The 15,885-nt window shown below is 29.8% G+C and carries 29 protein-coding genes; 6 read left to right on the top strand and 23 right to left on the bottom strand.

All coding sequences use genetic code 11. The annotated features are described in order from the left end of the window. Positions 1–17 precede the first annotated feature (17 nt). A complete protein-coding gene (locus tag ACNI3D_RS05685) occupies positions 18–512 on the top strand; it encodes a phage virion morphogenesis family protein (protein WP_419768570.1) in 495 nt (164 codons plus the stop codon). Here the strand turns inward: ACNI3D_RS05685 and ACNI3D_RS05680 are convergent. From ACNI3D_RS05680 to ACNI3D_RS05585, 20 genes are all read right to left on the bottom strand, one after another. After that, positions 509–760 (bottom strand): Mor transcription activator family protein, encoded by a 252-nt coding sequence (locus tag ACNI3D_RS05680; RefSeq protein WP_419768569.1) that lies wholly within the window; start codon positions 758–760, stop codon positions 509–511. The two genes, ACNI3D_RS05685 and ACNI3D_RS05680, sit on opposite strands and share 4 nt — an antisense overlap. Before the next feature lie 132 nt (positions 761–892). Beyond that, positions 893–1,324, bottom strand: coding sequence for a phage protein GemA/Gp16 family protein (locus ACNI3D_RS05675; protein WP_419768568.1), 432 nt, complete (start codon positions 1,322–1,324; stop codon positions 893–895). Positions 1,325–1,556: 232 nt separating this feature from the next. Beyond that, positions 1,557–2,462 carry an AAA family ATPase gene (locus ACNI3D_RS05670; RefSeq protein WP_419768567.1) on the bottom strand — a complete coding sequence of 302 codons (906 nt, stop codon included), beginning with the start codon at positions 2,460–2,462 and terminating at the stop codon, positions 1,557–1,559. Beyond that, the gene (locus ACNI3D_RS05665) at positions 2,462–2,755 is read right to left on the bottom strand and encodes a hypothetical protein (RefSeq protein ID WP_419768566.1); all 294 of its coding nucleotides are present in this window, start codon (positions 2,753–2,755) and stop codon (positions 2,462–2,464) included. The genes ACNI3D_RS05670 and ACNI3D_RS05665 overlap by 1 nt, the downstream gene beginning before the upstream one ends. A 14-nt stretch (positions 2,756–2,769) precedes the next feature. Beyond that, positions 2,770–2,985: a hypothetical protein gene (locus ACNI3D_RS05660; RefSeq protein ID WP_419768565.1), complete on the bottom strand. Its 216-nt coding sequence runs from the start codon at positions 2,983–2,985 to the stop codon at positions 2,770–2,772. A 151-nt stretch (positions 2,986–3,136) separates the two neighbouring features. Further along, positions 3,137–3,364 (bottom strand): hypothetical protein, encoded by a 228-nt coding sequence (locus ACNI3D_RS05655; RefSeq protein ID WP_419768564.1) that lies wholly within the window; start codon positions 3,362–3,364, stop codon positions 3,137–3,139. A gap of 2 nt (positions 3,365–3,366) precedes the next feature. Further along, positions 3,367–3,519, bottom strand: a complete 153-nt coding sequence (locus ACNI3D_RS05650; protein ID WP_419768563.1) for a hypothetical protein — start codon at positions 3,517–3,519, stop codon at positions 3,367–3,369. Continuing rightward, positions 3,516–4,103 (bottom strand): N-acetylmuramoyl-L-alanine amidase, encoded by a 588-nt coding sequence (locus ACNI3D_RS05645; protein WP_419768562.1) that lies wholly within the window; start codon positions 4,101–4,103, stop codon positions 3,516–3,518. Before ACNI3D_RS05645 ends, ACNI3D_RS05650 begins: the two co-directional genes overlap by 4 nt. Next, positions 4,103–4,771, bottom strand: coding sequence for a DUF3164 family protein (locus ACNI3D_RS05640; protein ID WP_419768561.1), 669 nt, complete (start codon positions 4,769–4,771; stop codon positions 4,103–4,105). The genes ACNI3D_RS05645 and ACNI3D_RS05640 overlap by 1 nt, the downstream gene beginning before the upstream one ends. Further along, positions 4,771–4,959, bottom strand: coding sequence for a hypothetical protein (locus tag ACNI3D_RS05635; RefSeq protein ID WP_419768560.1), 189 nt, complete (start codon positions 4,957–4,959; stop codon positions 4,771–4,773). The genes ACNI3D_RS05640 and ACNI3D_RS05635 overlap by 1 nt, the downstream gene beginning before the upstream one ends. 67 nt (positions 4,960–5,026) lie before the next feature. Then, on the bottom strand, positions 5,027–5,455 hold the full coding sequence (locus tag ACNI3D_RS05630; RefSeq protein ID WP_419768559.1) for a hypothetical protein: 429 nt from the start codon (positions 5,453–5,455) through the stop codon (positions 5,027–5,029). Beyond that, complete coding sequence (locus ACNI3D_RS05625) at positions 5,445–5,717, bottom strand: hypothetical protein (RefSeq protein ID WP_419768558.1); 273 nt, start codon at positions 5,715–5,717, stop codon at positions 5,445–5,447. Before ACNI3D_RS05625 ends, ACNI3D_RS05630 begins: the two co-directional genes overlap by 11 nt. Next, positions 5,710–5,838 (bottom strand): hypothetical protein, encoded by a 129-nt coding sequence (locus tag ACNI3D_RS05620; protein WP_419768557.1) that lies wholly within the window; start codon positions 5,836–5,838, stop codon positions 5,710–5,712. The genes ACNI3D_RS05625 and ACNI3D_RS05620 overlap by 8 nt, the downstream gene beginning before the upstream one ends. Further along, positions 5,835–6,011: a hypothetical protein gene (locus ACNI3D_RS05615; protein WP_419768556.1), complete on the bottom strand. Its 177-nt coding sequence runs from the start codon at positions 6,009–6,011 to the stop codon at positions 5,835–5,837. Before ACNI3D_RS05615 ends, ACNI3D_RS05620 begins: the two co-directional genes overlap by 4 nt. A 32-nt stretch (positions 6,012–6,043) precedes the next feature. Beyond that, a complete protein-coding gene (locus ACNI3D_RS05610) occupies positions 6,044–6,871 on the bottom strand; it encodes a hypothetical protein (protein WP_419768555.1) in 828 nt (275 codons plus the stop codon). Next, the gene (locus tag ACNI3D_RS05605) at positions 6,861–7,565 is read right to left on the bottom strand and encodes an AAA family ATPase (RefSeq protein ID WP_419768554.1); all 705 of its coding nucleotides are present in this window, start codon (positions 7,563–7,565) and stop codon (positions 6,861–6,863) included. The genes ACNI3D_RS05610 and ACNI3D_RS05605 overlap by 11 nt, the downstream gene beginning before the upstream one ends. 9 nt (positions 7,566–7,574) lie before the next feature. Further along, complete coding sequence (locus ACNI3D_RS05600) at positions 7,575–9,683, bottom strand: TnsB C-terminal domain-containing protein (protein ID WP_419768553.1); 2,109 nt, start codon at positions 9,681–9,683, stop codon at positions 7,575–7,577. A 1-nt stretch (position 9,684) separates the two neighbouring features. Continuing rightward, complete coding sequence (locus ACNI3D_RS05595; protein WP_419768552.1) at positions 9,685–9,921, bottom strand: hypothetical protein; 237 nt, start codon at positions 9,919–9,921, stop codon at positions 9,685–9,687. Between the two features lies 1 nt (position 9,922). Next, complete coding sequence (locus tag ACNI3D_RS05590; RefSeq protein ID WP_419768551.1) at positions 9,923–10,183, bottom strand: hypothetical protein; 261 nt, start codon at positions 10,181–10,183, stop codon at positions 9,923–9,925. Further along, the gene (locus tag ACNI3D_RS05585; RefSeq protein ID WP_419768550.1) at positions 10,176–10,316 is read right to left on the bottom strand and encodes a hypothetical protein; all 141 of its coding nucleotides are present in this window, start codon (positions 10,314–10,316) and stop codon (positions 10,176–10,178) included. The genes ACNI3D_RS05590 and ACNI3D_RS05585 overlap by 8 nt, the downstream gene beginning before the upstream one ends. 342 nt (positions 10,317–10,658) lie before the next feature. On the opposite strand from ACNI3D_RS05585, the gene ACNI3D_RS05580 reads away from it, so the two are divergent. Beyond that, a complete protein-coding gene (locus ACNI3D_RS05580; RefSeq protein ID WP_419768549.1) occupies positions 10,659–11,342 on the top strand; it encodes a LexA family transcriptional regulator in 684 nt (227 codons plus the stop codon). 88 nt (positions 11,343–11,430) lie between these two features. After that, complete coding sequence (locus ACNI3D_RS05575; RefSeq protein WP_419768548.1) at positions 11,431–12,186, top strand: hypothetical protein; 756 nt, start codon at positions 11,431–11,433, stop codon at positions 12,184–12,186. A gap of 485 nt (positions 12,187–12,671) precedes the next feature. Here the strand turns inward: ACNI3D_RS05575 and ACNI3D_RS05570 are convergent, their stop codons facing one another. Together ACNI3D_RS05570 and ACNI3D_RS05565 are read right to left on the bottom strand one after the other, a co-directional pair. Then, on the bottom strand, positions 12,672–13,640 hold the full coding sequence (locus tag ACNI3D_RS05570) for a hypothetical protein (protein ID WP_419768547.1): 969 nt from the start codon (positions 13,638–13,640) through the stop codon (positions 12,672–12,674). 1 nt (position 13,641) lies between these two features. Beyond that, the gene (locus tag ACNI3D_RS05565) at positions 13,642–14,304 is read right to left on the bottom strand and encodes a S24 family peptidase (protein ID WP_419768546.1); all 663 of its coding nucleotides are present in this window, start codon (positions 14,302–14,304) and stop codon (positions 13,642–13,644) included. A gap of 107 nt (positions 14,305–14,411) precedes the next feature. On the opposite strand from ACNI3D_RS05565, the gene ACNI3D_RS05560 reads away from it, so the two are divergent. Further along, positions 14,412–14,765 (top strand): hypothetical protein, encoded by a 354-nt coding sequence (locus tag ACNI3D_RS05560; protein ID WP_419768545.1) that lies wholly within the window; start codon positions 14,412–14,414, stop codon positions 14,763–14,765. Positions 14,766–14,787: 22 nt separating this feature from the next. Here the strand turns inward: ACNI3D_RS05560 and ACNI3D_RS05555 are convergent, their stop codons facing one another. Continuing rightward, positions 14,788–15,123, bottom strand: coding sequence for a DNA adenine methylase (locus tag ACNI3D_RS05555; RefSeq protein WP_419768981.1), 336 nt, complete (start codon positions 15,121–15,123; stop codon positions 14,788–14,790). Positions 15,124–15,170: 47 nt separating this feature from the next. On the opposite strand from ACNI3D_RS05555, the gene ACNI3D_RS05550 reads away from it, so the two are divergent. Continuing rightward, on the top strand, positions 15,171–15,587 hold the full coding sequence (locus ACNI3D_RS05550; protein WP_419768544.1) for a hypothetical protein: 417 nt from the start codon (positions 15,171–15,173) through the stop codon (positions 15,585–15,587). 31 nt (positions 15,588–15,618) lie between these two features. After that, the gene (locus tag ACNI3D_RS05545; protein WP_129102042.1) at positions 15,619–15,885 is read left to right on the top strand and encodes a hypothetical protein; all 267 of its coding nucleotides are present in this window, start codon (positions 15,619–15,621) and stop codon (positions 15,883–15,885) included.

Raw genomic sequence — 15,885 nt, 5'->3', positions numbered from 1 at the left:
TATAGAGGAATTATATCATGATTAAAAAGAATATTCAAGAAGTAGAAAACTACTTAAAAGGCATTACTCAAAGAGTGACTAACATGAAGCCTATTATGCATAATATTGGAGAGGGAATAGTATCTAAAAGTATGGAGTCTTTTGAAAAAGAAAGAGATCCTATCACAGGGCAATCATGGTCTCCTGTTAGTTCTAATACAACCTTTGCACAAAATGGTGGTAAAAAGCGAAGTAATACAAAAAAGGGTAAACAAAGAATAAGTGACAAAAAAATACTCCAAAACCAAGGTATAAGAGGTGGGCTTATGGGTTCTATTGATTTTACAGCGACTAAAAATAGTACAGAAGTAACAGCTGGTAAAGAGTATGCAGCAACACACTTCTTTGGGGATAAAGAAAGAAACATAGCACAAAGAAGATTTTTACCTTTTGATGATGATTTAGATTTAGATAAAAATTTAGCAAATGAGATAATAGAAGATATAGAAGATTATATTATGGGAGATATTTAAAACAAGGCTGGTTGTTTTATTTTAGGCTTTGACTTTCTTATGATAGTATAGATAGTATTTATACTTACATTATATCTAGTTGCAAGAGCTGCTTGATTATATCCGTTAAATTCTGCTATTACTTTCTCTTCATAGTTAGGCATTACTTTAGGTATATAGATTTTGAAGCCACCGTATTTTTTGTATAATTGTTCATCAGATAGGTTCTTTTTTCTTATATCTTCAGCAATTTCTCCTATTGTATACACAGTAAGCTCCTTTCAAAAATCTTATGAAAGTATAACAAATAAAATTTCATTTTGCAATATTATTGTATTTTGATGTCATTTTGTGATGTTTTAACCACGAGTAGATTCGTGGTTTTACCTAAGAGTTAGGTGTTAGGGTTTCATGTTTTCTAAAGCTATTATGACTTTGGTAGCTTTATGTTTAGTTACCTGATTTATATCTTCAGGGGTGTCTTCTATTAATTTGCAGATAAACACCCAAAGGGCATTCTCATCTTTTGTTCTTGATTTTTGCTTCCAAAGTTTTAATATTTTAAGATACTGTGCTCTTGTTATCATTGCTTCTTTTTCATTTTTCATTATTAGTTTTTCATTATTCACTAAAAGTGGTATCTCACTCACCTTTCTATTACAAAAGTCACACAATAGTTTAAGCTGGTCTATACTCATTTTAGTTGTACTATCAACTCCAAAGCGTGAAAGCATAAAAGCCTTTCTATCTTCGTCATCTGCAAATACATTTCCTTTTGATACTTGTATCTTTTGTATCAAGCTCTTTTTATATTTTTCTTGTGCTGCTGTCATGATTTACCTTTCTTAAAAGATTACCCCCCCCTTTTTATGATTTCAAAATTCACATAAAATTCTAAAAAAAAAGGATGAGATATGAATAAAACCCTATGGAAGATTTTATTTTTTATAATTGAGTTATTAAAAATATGGATTAATTGAGATTTGCATACAACCATTACAACCTAAACAACCCCTTTATCATAGGACTACTATATAGTAGTTGTAATGGTTGTAATGGTTGTAGCTATTTTAAGTTATAAGTTTTTGGTCGACCTTTTTTCTCTTGAGTCATTAACCAAAACTTATCCACAAATTTTTCTAAAACAGCTCGTGCAGTTTTATCTGTTTTGGGATGTCCGATATAAGCTAGAAGTTCAGTTTCTCCAAGTCCGCTTGGATTCTTTTTCAATCCTTCAGTTGCTTTTTTTACAAACTCCTCTTCATAGTCATTCATAGAAGAAAGCAAAGGATCCATTTCTTTTAATGTTAAAGTATCTGTATCTACACTAAACCCACAGTCACAAATAGCATCTCTGTCATTCTCAACTTTTAAGTTCCATTGTAACTGACTTCCTATTTTAGCTTTTTGTTTAAATTCGTATATATTATCTGCACTCTTTGCAAATTCACCACTTCCATCTATAACCTTTCCATTCTTAGTAGCATGATGAATTAATAAAACAGTACCTCCAGCATCTCTAATATCTTTCATAGTTTCCATAAAAGCTTTTGCTTGAGTATCATTATGAATATTATCAACAAAGTCTCTTGTACTATCAAAAATAAATGTACAATCTTTATAGTTTCTTCCAAAAGCATTGTTTTTTAGTTCTTTTAAGAACTCTGTACTCGTTACTTTTAATCCACCTTTAGTAAAATACTTAATGTTTGTATAATTTTCAATCAACCATTGAACACCCCTCTCTTTGAGTTGTCGTTTTGGATTATCAAAATCTACATAGAAAATCTTATTTACAGTAGCCGACAAGAGTTTACTTATTCCTAACATAAACCAAGTCTTACCTTGAGAGGGTGGACCATATATCATGGTAATAGCTTCACTAACTAAAAAATCTTTTATATAAAATTGTGTCTCTTCACAATCCAAATCTTTTGGAGTTAAAGCCATCTTTTCAAAATCAAATATCATTACACACCTCTTATTTCTTTTAATTTGCTATCAAGCCATGACTCAAGCTGAGCTTTATTCTCAGCTGATACTTTCTCAAGCAGCTCATCAAATTTATGTTTTTTAGTTTGTTTCAAATTCACATACAATACTTTCAAAAGCCACTTATTTAAATAATCTTTATCATCAGTAGTAACTTGCTTTAAAAAATAGTTATAAACCTCTTCAAAGCTATCAAAACCACTCGTGTATATAAGCATCTTTTGATAAGCTTCATCCATCTTTGCATCACCTGTATTTGGCATTAATTCCATTATTTCCCTTTCTGTTAACATATTTCAATATGACCACAATACTTACAAGTATATTTGTCATAGTAAAATACACTCTCATATTTATAGTCATGTTCACATGCTCGTCGTATCTCTTTTATGCGATTTTCAAAGTCCTTGATATTTTGTTCTTCTTTTAGGATTTTTGACTGTGAATTTTTTATTAAATTATGTAACTTCTTTAGTTCATGCAATATTTTTAATCCATCCATTTTTACTCCAATCTAAATAATCTAAATAAAGCCTTGCCTATTACAAACCTTTATTCAAAATACATTTGATATAATCCATCGACACTTTTAAGTGTAATTTCAAAGATTTAAAGTTAAGAATTATGAAGAGTTTATAGCTCTTCATAATTCTTTATTCTCCACAAGAAGAATCTAAACCTTCATCTTTATAACCAGCAGACATATAGTTATATGGTTTCATTTCATCTTTACTTGGATATTCAATCAGTTTAATACTCTCTTTTACCCAAGCTACTCCAGCAAAATGTGCTTCAGTAACACTATTTGCTGTAACTCTTAACTCTTTTACAGACTTTTCACCATCAATACTAAGAGGTATAAAAATTTTATATTCTTTCATTTTTATTCCTCTCTATACTCAATTCTTACATCACCAGCTTCAAGTTCTACTCCTAATATGGGATGCTCTTCACAACCACTTTCTTCTCCAACTCTTACTACTGCATCCTTTGGCATTTTCTTAAGTTCATCTATTAGTTCTTGTACTATCATCACTCAATCTCCCCACTATTTTCAACATATTTACCATCTCTTAAAAACTTCAATGAGTCATTAATCGCTTCACAATACCAGCGAGTCAAATCTCCATCTTTAAAACACTCATCAGCTCTTAAAAGCTCTTCATCATTGTCTATAAAAAATGGCTCACAGATGATGCATGGAGCAACTGTATTTTTTAGAAGATATCCACCTCTGTCTTCACTTGTTTTAGGCTTGATACCTCTATCTTTATTATCAAGGTTTTGTACTAACTTATTTTGAAAGATTCGAGCTATCTCTTTGCTCTTTTCACTCTTATGGTAGTAAAGCATCTCACAACCATTTGCCTCAGTATCAAAGGCATTACAATGTAAGCTAACGATTAAATCAACACCTATCTCATTTATCTCATGGGGTAATTTCCCATAACCATGTTCACGATAAACAACAACAATCCCATCAATCAAGTTATATTCAGCAAAGTTGTTTTCTATGTCATGAGCTAACTTTCTATTAAACTCAAACTCACTCACACCATAAGAAGCATTTGATGCTCCTTGTGATGTTTCGCTATGTCCTATTACTACTGCTACTCTCATTACTTTTCTCCTATATCTTTTTGATAAGTTTGAATTTCCCCTTCCGTTACAGGAAGTGCTGCCAAATCTAAAATGATAGTTTGCATAGCACCATCAAGGTTCAATCCATCTCTTTGCTTAAATCTAATATATGACTTTGTTCCAGCTATCTCTGTAGCCTCATCAATCATACTCATAGCTTCTCTCCAAAGTGTATGTTCTATTGGATAACTTTTTAAGCTAATGATTTGTTTTGCATCAACTTTTCCATTCTTAACATCAAATGCTCTTGTGATAAGTGTTTGTATTTCTGCATCACTTCCACTTGTTTTTTCAGTTAAGTACTCATCTATCTTCTCTTTTGCAAGAGTTAATTTTTGGTCAAATGTTATAAGCTTTGCAACTTGGATTTGAACCTCCATAGTTCCGTTAAAGTTTTTAAGTGTTACAGCACCACTTTTACTTGTGATTCGCTCCATGTCATAGTTACTTCTTAGTAAATCTACAAAAGCATAACACTCAGCAAAAGCATGGATTTTGTATTCTTTCATTTTGTCCTGTAATGTAATCGCTTTACTTACCAATGACTCAACCAGCTCATCTTCAAGTTGCTTATCCATTCTTATCATGTCAGGGTGGACAAATTTTCCTTCTTTATCTTCCCATTTACCATCTTTAATATTTGCCATTATTTCTCCTTGTTTAATTTTTGTTTGAACTCTTTTAAAAGTCTCATTTTTGTTTCCATCTCAAATTGAACAAATGCAAGTGGTGCATTTTCTCTTATCGTTGCCCTTGGACGATAATGATATCTTTCATCTTCATCTATTTTTTTGACTTCTCCATCAATCCACTCAATTAACTCTTCTTTTTTCATTTGTATCCTTTATATTGATTTGAGTAATACTCAATAAAGCAGCTCACCAGCTGCTTTATGAATATTCTTAATAAAATCCTATTTTCAAACCTTGCATATCAATAACTTCATCTGCATACTCTTCATTATCTGATGTGATTTTAAATAAAGTTTTACCTTCCTTAAATAATTCTATTATCCTTTCAGGTAGCTCTATCAGTCTTGTGTCTAAAATTTTCACGCCTTTAAATTCAAGATTATGATTTATTTCAAATACAGAAAGATAATGCGGACACATTCCAAGCTCACGGTTAAATTCAGCCATTAATGTATATTTTCCTAAGTCCGTACATTTTTCAGCAGCACTCTGATATTTTTCAGGAAGAGTGCCTTTTTTTATAATTACTAATTTTCCTAATTTATCTTTTGTTACACTTGTCAATTGTGAGATTGCACAGTGAGATACACCAGCTTTCTTATGTAGTTCACTATTTAATACATATCCTTCATAAATCATTTTTCTCTCCTAACGGATGTTCTTTGGTACTTTTAGCATTTGCATTGACTCTTAGTACTGGAACAGAAATACTCAGTTCGTCATATCTTTTAAATACCTCTTGAAGCTCTTCATCTTCCACCATATTTGCACCTAGAGTATTAGCTATCAAAAAAGCTAAAATTTCAAGGTTTTTTCTATCTATTTGGAAGCTCACAACTCCAACTTTTACAAGATACTCACCCTCTTTTATCTCTTCTACTTTCAAGTTCTTTCTAGTCATTTTTCAGCCTTTCACTAAACTCCATCTTTCCGTCATCTTTCTTGCTTCTTATGACTTCATTAAAAATAAAACCCACCAAAAAACACACCACAGCCAAAACTAAAACTTCTCCACTATTCATATCAGCTCCTTAAATAAACTTACTGCATCTGCTTTTGCATTTGCACCTATTATCTTTTGTCCATATCTCTCTTTTACTTTTGCATATATCTTGTATGGATTTGGATACTTCTCTCTTACCACCAAGCTAATAGTTGCCTTACTAACTTTTAGCTCCTTAGCAACTATCCCCATAGACTTCCTTTCAACTTCAATCTTTAATAACTCTAGTTCTTCAACCATAAGTGTCTCAGTTCATTGTCTTTTTCATAAGCACCCTTTTCAAGTTCCCTCAATACTGCTCTCGCACGTTTTGCACTAAAGATATAAGTCACTCTTTTCTCATCAGGTTCATGAAACTTGTCAACTATGAGCCCAAGTTTTTGTAATATCTTCCACCAATCACTCAGCTTCTTTCTTGTGATTTTTGATAAGATACTTAGTTCATCCCGTTTTAAAACCTCATTTTCTTGTATAGTCTTTAATATCTCAGGTAAGATAGGTGGAAGTTTTACAAATACCAAGGGCTTTTTACCATCAAGTATTTGTCTTATATCTTCATATTTTTTTTGCTTGAAAAATGTGAGTAAAACTTCAACTTTTGAATAATCAATTTCATAATTCATATTTTGACTATTTGGCTCACTCAGATTTTTAAGTATCTCAAGGTCAACTAAATGACCTACTACCTTTTTAAATATCCCTCTTGAGAGCTTTGAGAAATAAAATAATTCTATATATGTGATTGTTTCTACTTTCATTAAGGCTAGTCTTTTGTTTACTTTATCAAGAGGTCTAAATATTGCCTCGGATAAAGTATTGACTTTCACCTCTTCTTTTTTAAGTGGTTTATTAAGAACTATATAGAACCTTTGAGTGATAGTATTCTCATGCTTATCTAATCTTATTAATCCTTGTTCTTCATATTTCAAAAGAGCATCTAGTAAGATATCTTTTGTTGCTCCTGTCACAATCATTGCTTCAGAAAAAGAGAAGATTTTTTTCATCTTGATATATCTTGCTATCTTCTCTTCTATAGGTGTTTTAGATGACATTTAACTTCTCTTTTGGAATTGATTTGTAAGTTTTTAGATTTACTACTTCGATATCATTGTCTTCACAATATGACTCTAAAGCATTAATCAATACTTTTACAGGTCTAAAATTTCCATATTGAGTAAAGAGGTATTCCACCAAGTCATCTTCAATAGTTACATCAGAGTTTAAAGTTAATCTTTTGATATCATTTCGTGTAGTGTTTCCCATCTTTACTTTTCTTGAAAATCGCTCATAATAGTGAGTGTCTCTTTTAAACCTTTTTTCACACTCTTCCATCCCTGTTAATATAATAGGTGTCTTAGCCATGTCATGAATATCTCTAATCATTAGTAATAACTTCTTATTGCCATTCAAAAATAAAGTATCAATTTCATCGACTATCAATGTCTTTTTAGTAAGTATTAATTCATCTATAATCTTATGTTGCAAGGTTGTAGTTGTACCTGTATCATCTAAATCCAAAGCTACGCATATATCTATCATCATAGACTTTGGTGTCCAACTTCCAAGTGTCCTTACTAGTGCTGCATCTTGATCTATTGCTATCTTTTCTATTATCAAGGATTTACCTCTTCCAGCGTTTCCAAAAAATAGCCCCATCTTTTCCATATCTCTTGGTAACTCTCTTAACTCTTTAAGTGCCTCTAAACACATAATATAATTATCTGTTGGTATAAACTGATGTTGCATCTAATCTCCTTATGATATTTTGATTTGTTGTTTTGCAAGTTCATATAGGTCAGGATATTTTTCCATGAGAGCTATATCTTTGTCATTCTTTTTATCTTCATGTTCTAACACCCAAACAAAGCGTTCAACTTTTGATTTAAAAGGTGGTCTTCCACTTGGTAGTACCTTTTGAGGTTTGCCCTCTTCATCTTTATTTTTAAAGTCGTATTTGTTTGATTTTTCTAAAGCTTTTAAATCTTTGGCTTCAATTATTGGTGCATTTTTCATAGTGGCATCTATCACATCTGTATGCTTTGTAACTGCATATGTGTGAGTTTCAACTCTATTTTTAACAGCTTCTATTCTTGTCTCAATAGTTACATCAGCATATTGTTTAGACTCTTTTATCATCTTGTCAAGATGTTTAGTAAGTGCTGTCCATTTTCTAGCTGCTTTTTTAGCAGCTGACCTACTAAGACCTTTATGTTCTACATCTTCAGCTATACATATAAACTTCATCTTTTCATCATGTACAAAGATATAACCCATATCATCAGGAGCAAGTATAAAGACACTTTTTCCTAAATAATCTATGAACTCTTCATGCCAATAATTACATCCATCAAAACCAACACCTTTTTTACCAACTCTTCTAGTAACACTTTCTCCTAAAAGAAGGTTTAACATACTTTCATCAGGTATTGTTTCAACAGGAGCTGGGCAGTTATTCCATTTGTTTACAGGAGATACTCCTAAAGAACCATGTGACCTTTGTTCGTAGATATTATGAACCCATCTATTACATAAGTCTTGCAGTTCCTCTGCAGTTTTAAGAATGTTTAACTCTAAGCCTAGATTTTCTTTCTTGATTTTCCAAGCATCTTTTATCAAGGCTTTCTCTTCATCACTCCTTGAGTTTAGTTCTGCTCTCCATCTCTCAACTGAGTTAATCTTGTGGGCAAAAGATTGCCTTGCTTGTATCTTTGACCTTTGGGAAACATTAGCTCCAATAAATCCTGGAATTTGCATAAAAACTTCACGGGATAAAGTTCCAAATATTCTCTCCACATGAGGTTTTTTATCTCCACTAAATGGAGGTACAATTACAGGGTTGATACCCAAGTTATAACAAACACTCATGAAGTGATTTGAGGTATAATCCTTACCATTATCAATTACTACATTCTCAGGAATACCAAACTTTAATATTGCTTTTCGTAGAAGTTGAGAAATACTAAAAGAGCTGGAGCTTTCACTTACATGAAAAACTACTCTTCGTGTAAAGACATCAATAGCAGCCATAATCGCATAACGCTTTCCATCTTCACAAATGATATCAGCTGGTGTCGAGTCAAGCTCCCAATAGTGATTTTTGTGTTTAGCTTTCTCACTCATATTTCCAACTGCTGGCATATACTTATTTTTTGCACCATCAGGAGATTGTGCAAAAGCATATAAAAGAGGCTTTTCCTTTTTCCACTCTTTATAGTAGTTATTGAGTACATCATAACTTGGCAACATATCGCCAAATTTGAACTTCATATTTCTATGAACCTCTGTCATCTTTATAAAAGTATCTTTTATAAAATAACTCTCAGCTACCTTTTTCATTTGCTCAGTTAAGGTCTTGATTCCAGCTCCAGCTTTTGCACCTCGTTTATCAATAAAAGCTTCTACAACATTACTTCTATTTTTTTTAGCATCATTATAAAGTTTCAACCAATCGTTGAGTTGCTTAATAGATACTTTTCCAAGTGGATCAAAATCTACATCATTGTTAAGTGTATCTTTTAGCCATTGTTTCTGATTTAGAGTCCCTTTTCTTTTCAAATAAAACTCAATCAAGCGACACTTTAACATCGCCTTTTCTTTTTTATCAGGACTAGCCATCAAATAAATAGTTGTAAATTTTGCTTTTGAAATGTCAGTGTCTTTTTTGCTCTCAACCTTTTCCTCAATACCTTGCTCACTTAACTTATCTTTATATCTTTGAGGTAAGTCTTCAATGCTGTAATGCTTAACAGGTTTTGCCGAGCCTTCCACTTTTTCGAGTTTATATGGAGTTTCTTTTAGGGCTTTAAGAATGTTGTTATGTCGAATATTTAATATCTCTTCTAATTTTCTAACCGTTAACTCCATACTATTTCTCCTTTTCCCATGGAAGTGGACCTATCCAAATCTTGTCTTTTTTAAGTTGAGCAAAGATTTTTCTTACACCTCCACTTCTTGGACTCTCTTTTTCACCTGTTAATGTTCCATCTAAAACCCTTGTTAATGTTGTCCTATCGACTTTATAAGCTCTGCTATAAGCCATAGGAGAAAAACCACGACTATCAAATCGTTCTTTTAAGGTCATTTCTTTTAAACTTTTCCCCATGTTAAACCTTTATCTTAAAATTCAAGTATGACCCAGCTACTCCACCAGCTAAGTAGAAACATACTGTTATTAAATCATTGTCAAGTAGAGCCTTTATTCCTATTGCACTACTTATTAACCAAGCAAACTGTATTAACAATGTATAAACCATTGATTTTAAAACTTGCCCTTTTACGACTAAACGAACATTTACAAGTCTTAAAAAAATAAGTAATAACTGAGATATAAATACAGCTGCTATTTCCAACAAATGACTAGTCATAAAAAAGACTCCCTTCTTTTTTATTCTCACTATTTTCTTTTAGAATTCTGTCCATCTCTTTTGAGGCAGCTCTCAAAACTATAAAAAATATAAATAAAATAATTACGCTAAATACTTTTAAACAAATCAACATATAAACTCCTTTCAATACGCATAGTTAAGCCCTCAAAAATTCGCAAAAGAGGGCTTAATAATAAATATTGATACTTTGTTTAGGCTCTTCCTTAGAAGCTTTACCTACGAGTAGAGTTGCATCATCGTCTCTGTTGCCTCAACCTTCATCTCTATCAAAGAATCCCGCCGACTCGATTTTTAACAATATCAATTAAAGAACATAAGATAAATCTTGCGTTTTATCTTGATTTATGTATAATTAATCTCGAATGTGTGATTAATTATGATGGAAGTATAAAACAAATCGTTTCATTTGTCAAGAGTTTTGAAACAATTTGTATCATTTTAAGGATTATTTATAATGTTGAATTCAGTAGGAAGTAGATTTGAAGAGGCTTTAATAACAAGATATGGTAAGAAAAACAACAAAGAAGTTGCAGAAAAATATGGTTATACTCAACAAGCAATAGGAAAATTAAAAACAAAAGAAGTAATAAATGAAACGATTTGTATCATTTCAGAAAAAGAAAATATAAATTTAAATTGGTTGCAAACAGGAAAAGGTAAGATGTTTATAGAAGATGGAGAAGATTTACCTTTTTTAAATAATAATATTCCATCAAAAGATGTAGTATCTATAAACTTTTATCCAGAAGTATATGCTGCAGCTGGTTATGGTGCATTAAATGGTGATGTAACACCAAAGAAAATGCACCTTAGTAAAATATTTTTAGATGAAATTATTAACATAAGAAAATATGATAGGCTAGATATTATAAGAGTTTATGGAGACTCTATGGAACCTTATGTATCTAATGGAGAATATGTAATCATAGAAAAAAATGATGAAGCTAAGAATGGTGAAACAGTAATAGCTAATATAAATGGAGAGGTTTATATAAAGCGATTTAAATCAGACCCATTCAAAACTTGGATTAAATTACAAAGTGATAATAGCTCATATGATGATATACATATTGAAGGTGAAAATTTAAACCTAATCAAAATCATTGGTATAGTAAGAGCAAAAATAAAACCATTTTAATAGTGATTTAAAAGTATTTTAAAAGTATTTATTTTTTATTCTTTAATTTCTCTTATGTTATTATAGATAAAACAATTAAAGGTAAATTATGAAAAAGACAGTCTCAATTACAGGATTAACAAAAGCTCAAAGAGAGGAAGACCTTGAAAGAATTAAAAAAAAGTTAGAGAAAAAAGGCTATGTTTTTATAGAGTACATTGATGATGGGATTACTAAATCAAATGCCATTTTTGAGGTTGATGAAATAATCGTAAAAAAAGAATTTGTAAAAAAAGCCAAAATATGGGGAATAGTTATTATTGTTATTGCAATAATTGTTTTTTTTAGTTCACCTAGTTATGATAATCAAAAAGAAACAACATTAAAAGATGCAAGAACACTTCCTGTTAATACTTTAAAAACTGTTGCAAGTGATTATGTAAAAGGAAAAGAACTATCATCAGAATATAATAATAAATTTTATAATTGCTTAGGAAATTTAATCTATGAAAAACAAGATAACTACACAATTGGTAAAATGTTAGATTGGTGTTATGATGACTATAAATTATCTCCAAATCATAAAATGAAAACATACTACAACACTGCATTATTACTTGAAGGTTTTAGTCCATGGGATGGTAGCTACTTTCCATTAGAAACTCTAATTAAAAATTCAATGAATGATTCATCATCTTATGAACATATTAAAACTATTAGAAGCTTTGTTTATTATGGAGTAGAAAGACCATATATGTTTGTACAAACTGAATTTAAAGGTAAAAATGCTTTTGGAGGAATCGTTAAACAAACAATTCAAGTAAAAGTTGATGCAGTAACACAACAGCTATTCGATTTAAAATAAATAATTCACATGAAAAGTGAGTAATACTTTCACTCACTTTTCATAAACAATTTTTTAGATACATTGGGTACATTTCAAAGGGTACATTACAACAACTTTACAACCCAATCATACTTTTAAATATTCCTCGTTTCTCTTTTTATTTTCCACATATTAAATTAATAAAACAAACGCCATATAGGCAATTTATAAGCCAAAGAATGATAAATTAAAGATTGTATAAGATGCTGTATTGAAATGTATAAGAGAATGTATAAGAAAGTTTAAACACTAACCTTTTAACAACCACATAGGAAAAACCCCTATAAAGCCTATAAATTGGGAGATAATTCAAAAAATCGCCTTTAATATTCTACTAACTTTTTATACTATTCTTTACACGTGTAAAACGGCTTTTAAAATGTTAATTATTTGCCTATGAAATGTTAGTACACAAGAAAAGAGCTTCATAATGTTTAACTTCACTAACATTTTATAAGCAAAATCTAGTAATTTAAATCCATCACATGTTTTCCTTGCTTACAATAATCCTCAAAAATTTCACAAGAACTTTCCGCCCAATTGATTATAATTGTGCTTTGAGAACTTTCTTCAACCAAATATATATATCCAGCTTTTACAACTAATTTAAAATCAATATTATTATAACGATTGTTGTACATCTTATTAATTTGATTTTTTAGAATAGTATCATTAAATATAAGCATATATACAATTTTTTCTAATTGATTTATAAATGAATTAAAATCAAACATCCAACTTCCCGTATGTCCACTTGATACCACAAAACCTAATCCATATACTTTATTATCTAATTCAATAGTTACATTAGCACCTTTATGAATTAATATATCTACCATTTCATCAGTCATTTTCTTCTTTGAAGGTAAAATTCCTCTTAATTCATATTTTGATAATAAGTATTCCCAATTATCTTTCATAATCCTAAATAAATTAAGGTTACCAAAATTATGAATATCAATGTCTATGAAATATACTTTGTCATCTTTAATCAATGCATATAATAAATCATCATGTCTCTTTACAAAATTAATACCATATTTTTTTGAAGTGATAACATTACCTAAATGAAAATGATGTATTCCAAATGCATTTAAAAATATATCTTTATCTTTTCTAGAGTTTTTTTTATAAGGAGTATCAACTATTCCTTTTGATAAAAAAGGTGTTAAATCATCTCCACTCTTAAACTTATAGGCTATCTTCTCAATTGACTTTTTATAATTCTTATATTTTGGATTTTCTTTAATTTCTCTTGAGTAATAAACTTTTCTTTTATATCTACTTATGAATCTTCGTCTCCAATTCATATAATCAACTATAAACTCATCATCTTTTTTTTCTTCATTTATATTCACATTAAATGAAGAAAATTCCTTTTTGATATCATGAACCAAATTAGAATACAACTTATTAAATAGTTCACTCTTCATTTTATACCTTTACCAACACACCACAAACTCTACCAACAATATCTACATCATCTATATATAATGTTATATCATCAAAAGATTGGTTATTTGATTTTAGAATAACTTTATCATTTTCTACTTTAATACATTTAATATATAAGCCATCATTTGTATTGATTAGATATACACCTGTACTATTTATATCTGTTTTACTCTTATCTATAAAGACTAGGCTTTCATCTTTTATGTCAGGTTCCATAGACTCACCAAATACCTTTAATACTTCAGTATATTTGTAGCTACTATTAATATGGTCTAGTAATTGCTTATCTATTACAAGTGGAGTTGAGTCAAGTTCATAGTTTATAGCTCCACCTCCAGCTGAAGCTGTAACTGTTCTTTGATACTTTAGTATTATATAGTTTGATGTAGATTCAATCAGGGACTCAGGAAGCTGGTTAAAGAAGAACCAATTGATAGATATGTTTCTTTTAGCTAAGAAGCTCATAATTTCAAAGTATGGGATAGTATTACGATGCTTTTGTTTTCTAAAGTTTGACTCTTCTATTCCAAGAGCTACTGCAACATCTTTATCATATATTTTTTTGTTGCCATACTCTTGAGATAGTATGTCTTTTAATTTCTCTATTATTTCATCAAATTTTTTCATGCTAAATATTATCATAACTTTACTAACATTTTATGTGCAAATATTTTTTAAAAACAGCTTTTTTGCTTGACTTCATAGCCCAAGCAATGTTATTGTCTATGTATAAAAAAAGAGGAAAAACTATGCAAATACTACACTATAAACCAAACAATACGATACCTACAAAACTACATTCAAAAGTAGAACAAAAACTTACTCAAGAACAAATCAATCTATTAAAAAATAATCTATTTGAATTGGAAGAAACAGATGATTTATTTGATAATTATAATGGTATAGGTTTCGGGTACTTAGAAGTTACTCCAGCTGGAGATATTATAGATTTAAAATATGGCTATCTTGAAGAAGAAGGAAGCACAGAACAAAATGTTTCTCATTTACCTTTTGAAGAAAGAACTATGATACCACTAAAACTTGAAAACAATAATATTAGATTTTATGTAAATATGGGTTCCCATGTTCTTACAAGATTTTAATTAGATAAGGGAAAAGCCTTATCTAATAATTCATAACAAAAACCTCCCGAACACTCTTATTCTTTCCACTTGCATTCTTACCAAGCGTGTACTCTATCTCTTTACTACTTACTATCTTAAAGTCTTTATATAACTCACGCACCAGCTCACAGTCATTATAAGAGAGTAAAAATTTACCTTTTATTTGAGACAACAGTGCTGCTAATTCTTTATGCTCTTTGATACCAAATCCACCTGTATTTTTATAGTAGCTCTCAGTAGATACATATGGTGGGTCAAGATAAAATAAAACCTCTTCTTTATCATATAGAGGTATCAACTTTAGAAAAGACATATTTTCAAAATTATACTTTCTTATAACACTAAGTAATATTTGATATAATATTTATTTAAAAAAGGAGATTTATGATTGAGAAAAAATATTTAATTGAAAAGGATAATGACTACAGTAAGTTTAATTATTTTGAAATATCAGATGAATTAGAAGAGATATTAGCAGATGATTATTATACATATAATTCAAAAGAATACATAAAAAAAGACCTTGTAGAAAAAATGTATGCAATTAATTTTGTAAACAAATATGACATAGAAAAACAACCTGAAGTTTTCTCTTTATATATAAATAATGAAAAATTTAAAGAAAAGGTACTTTTTATTTATTCTATTTTAGATGAAAATAGATACAAAAAATTTGTGGAAAATCATCAAGAAATTGAAAATCCAAATGATTTAACTATAAAATATAGTGTTATTGATTCTGATAATACAAAGGTTTTAATGTATAATATTTCTATAGCAGATATTGCTTTTGTATTTTAAAATAATTGAATAATTAATTAAAAGGCTAAAAATGTCCAATATTAAAAATGAGTTAAAAGAAGTTGTCGAAGTAACAATGTTACCAGAAGTTGAAGCATATTTAGAAGACTTGTTAAAACTTTTAGAGAATAATGAAGCAACAGAAGATGACATAGAAGCTATAAAAGAGATGGAATCATTTATGGTAGAGCTACAAAATATCGTTGAATCAATCAATACCAATCAAATCAATGATACACAAGCAAGTGAAGTTTACGACAAAATTATGACATTAATAGATGAACACAAAGAACATTAA

Origin of the sequence: Arcobacter siniprincipis (SeqCode), assembly GCF_048571125.1 — a bacterium.
GTDB classification, from domain to species: domain Bacteria; phylum Campylobacterota; class Campylobacteria; order Campylobacterales; family Arcobacteraceae; genus Arcobacter; species Arcobacter siniprincipis.
Note: the sequence above shows the minus strand (reverse complement) of the source record. Positions and strands in the feature narration are given on the sequence as shown.

Excerpts from the sequence above, each read along its gene's own strand:
- ACNI3D_RS05685 (WP_419768570.1), top strand. The coding sequence starts at position 18 with ATGATTAAAAAGAATATTCAAGAAGTAGAAAACTACTTAAAAGGCATT.
- ACNI3D_RS05675 (WP_419768568.1), bottom strand. The coding sequence starts at position 1,324 with ATGACAGCAGCACAAGAAAAATATAAAAAGAGCTTGATACAAAAGATA.
- ACNI3D_RS05670 (WP_419768567.1), bottom strand. The coding sequence starts at position 2,462 with ATGATATTTGATTTTGAAAAGATGGCTTTAACTCCAAAAGATTTGGAT.
- ACNI3D_RS05665 (WP_419768566.1), bottom strand. The coding sequence starts at position 2,755 with ATGGAATTAATGCCAAATACAGGTGATGCAAAGATGGATGAAGCTTAT.
- ACNI3D_RS05660 (WP_419768565.1), bottom strand. The coding sequence starts at position 2,985 with ATGGATGGATTAAAAATATTGCATGAACTAAAGAAGTTACATAATTTA.
- ACNI3D_RS05655 (WP_419768564.1), bottom strand. The coding sequence starts at position 3,364 with ATGAAAGAATATAAAATTTTTATACCTCTTAGTATTGATGGTGAAAAG.
- ACNI3D_RS05645 (WP_419768562.1), bottom strand. The coding sequence starts at position 4,103 with ATGAGAGTAGCAGTAGTAATAGGACATAGCGAAACATCACAAGGAGCA.
- ACNI3D_RS05640 (WP_419768561.1), bottom strand. The coding sequence starts at position 4,771 with ATGGCAAATATTAAAGATGGTAAATGGGAAGATAAAGAAGGAAAATTT.
- ACNI3D_RS05635 (WP_419768560.1), bottom strand. The coding sequence starts at position 4,959 with ATGAAAAAAGAAGAGTTAATTGAGTGGATTGATGGAGAAGTCAAAAAA.
- ACNI3D_RS05630 (WP_419768559.1), bottom strand. The coding sequence starts at position 5,455 with ATGATTTATGAAGGATATGTATTAAATAGTGAACTACATAAGAAAGCT.
- ACNI3D_RS05625 (WP_419768558.1), bottom strand. The coding sequence starts at position 5,717 with ATGACTAGAAAGAACTTGAAAGTAGAAGAGATAAAAGAGGGTGAGTAT.
- ACNI3D_RS05620 (WP_419768557.1), bottom strand. The coding sequence starts at position 5,838 with ATGAATAGTGGAGAAGTTTTAGTTTTGGCTGTGGTGTGTTTTTTGGTG.
- ACNI3D_RS05615 (WP_419768556.1), bottom strand. The coding sequence starts at position 6,011 with ATGGGGATAGTTGCTAAGGAGCTAAAAGTTAGTAAGGCAACTATTAGC.
- ACNI3D_RS05610 (WP_419768555.1), bottom strand. The coding sequence starts at position 6,871 with ATGTCATCTAAAACACCTATAGAAGAGAAGATAGCAAGATATATCAAG.
- ACNI3D_RS05605 (WP_419768554.1), bottom strand. The coding sequence starts at position 7,565 with ATGCAACATCAGTTTATACCAACAGATAATTATATTATGTGTTTAGAG.
- ACNI3D_RS05600 (WP_419768553.1), bottom strand. The coding sequence starts at position 9,683 with ATGGAGTTAACGGTTAGAAAATTAGAAGAGATATTAAATATTCGACAT.
- ACNI3D_RS05595 (WP_419768552.1), bottom strand. The coding sequence starts at position 9,921 with ATGGGGAAAAGTTTAAAAGAAATGACCTTAAAAGAACGATTTGATAGT.
- ACNI3D_RS05590 (WP_419768551.1), bottom strand. The coding sequence starts at position 10,183 with ATGACTAGTCATTTGTTGGAAATAGCAGCTGTATTTATATCTCAGTTA.
- ACNI3D_RS05585 (WP_419768550.1), bottom strand. The coding sequence starts at position 10,316 with ATGTTGATTTGTTTAAAAGTATTTAGCGTAATTATTTTATTTATATTT.
- ACNI3D_RS05580 (WP_419768549.1), top strand. The coding sequence starts at position 10,659 with ATGTTGAATTCAGTAGGAAGTAGATTTGAAGAGGCTTTAATAACAAGA.
- ACNI3D_RS05575 (WP_419768548.1), top strand. The coding sequence starts at position 11,431 with ATGAAAAAGACAGTCTCAATTACAGGATTAACAAAAGCTCAAAGAGAG.
- ACNI3D_RS05570 (WP_419768547.1), bottom strand. The coding sequence starts at position 13,640 with ATGAAGAGTGAACTATTTAATAAGTTGTATTCTAATTTGGTTCATGAT.
- ACNI3D_RS05565 (WP_419768546.1), bottom strand. The coding sequence starts at position 14,304 with ATGATAATATTTAGCATGAAAAAATTTGATGAAATAATAGAGAAATTA.
- ACNI3D_RS05560 (WP_419768545.1), top strand. The coding sequence starts at position 14,412 with ATGCAAATACTACACTATAAACCAAACAATACGATACCTACAAAACTA.
- ACNI3D_RS05550 (WP_419768544.1), top strand. The coding sequence starts at position 15,171 with ATGATTGAGAAAAAATATTTAATTGAAAAGGATAATGACTACAGTAAG.
- ACNI3D_RS05545 (WP_129102042.1), top strand. The coding sequence starts at position 15,619 with ATGTCCAATATTAAAAATGAGTTAAAAGAAGTTGTCGAAGTAACAATG.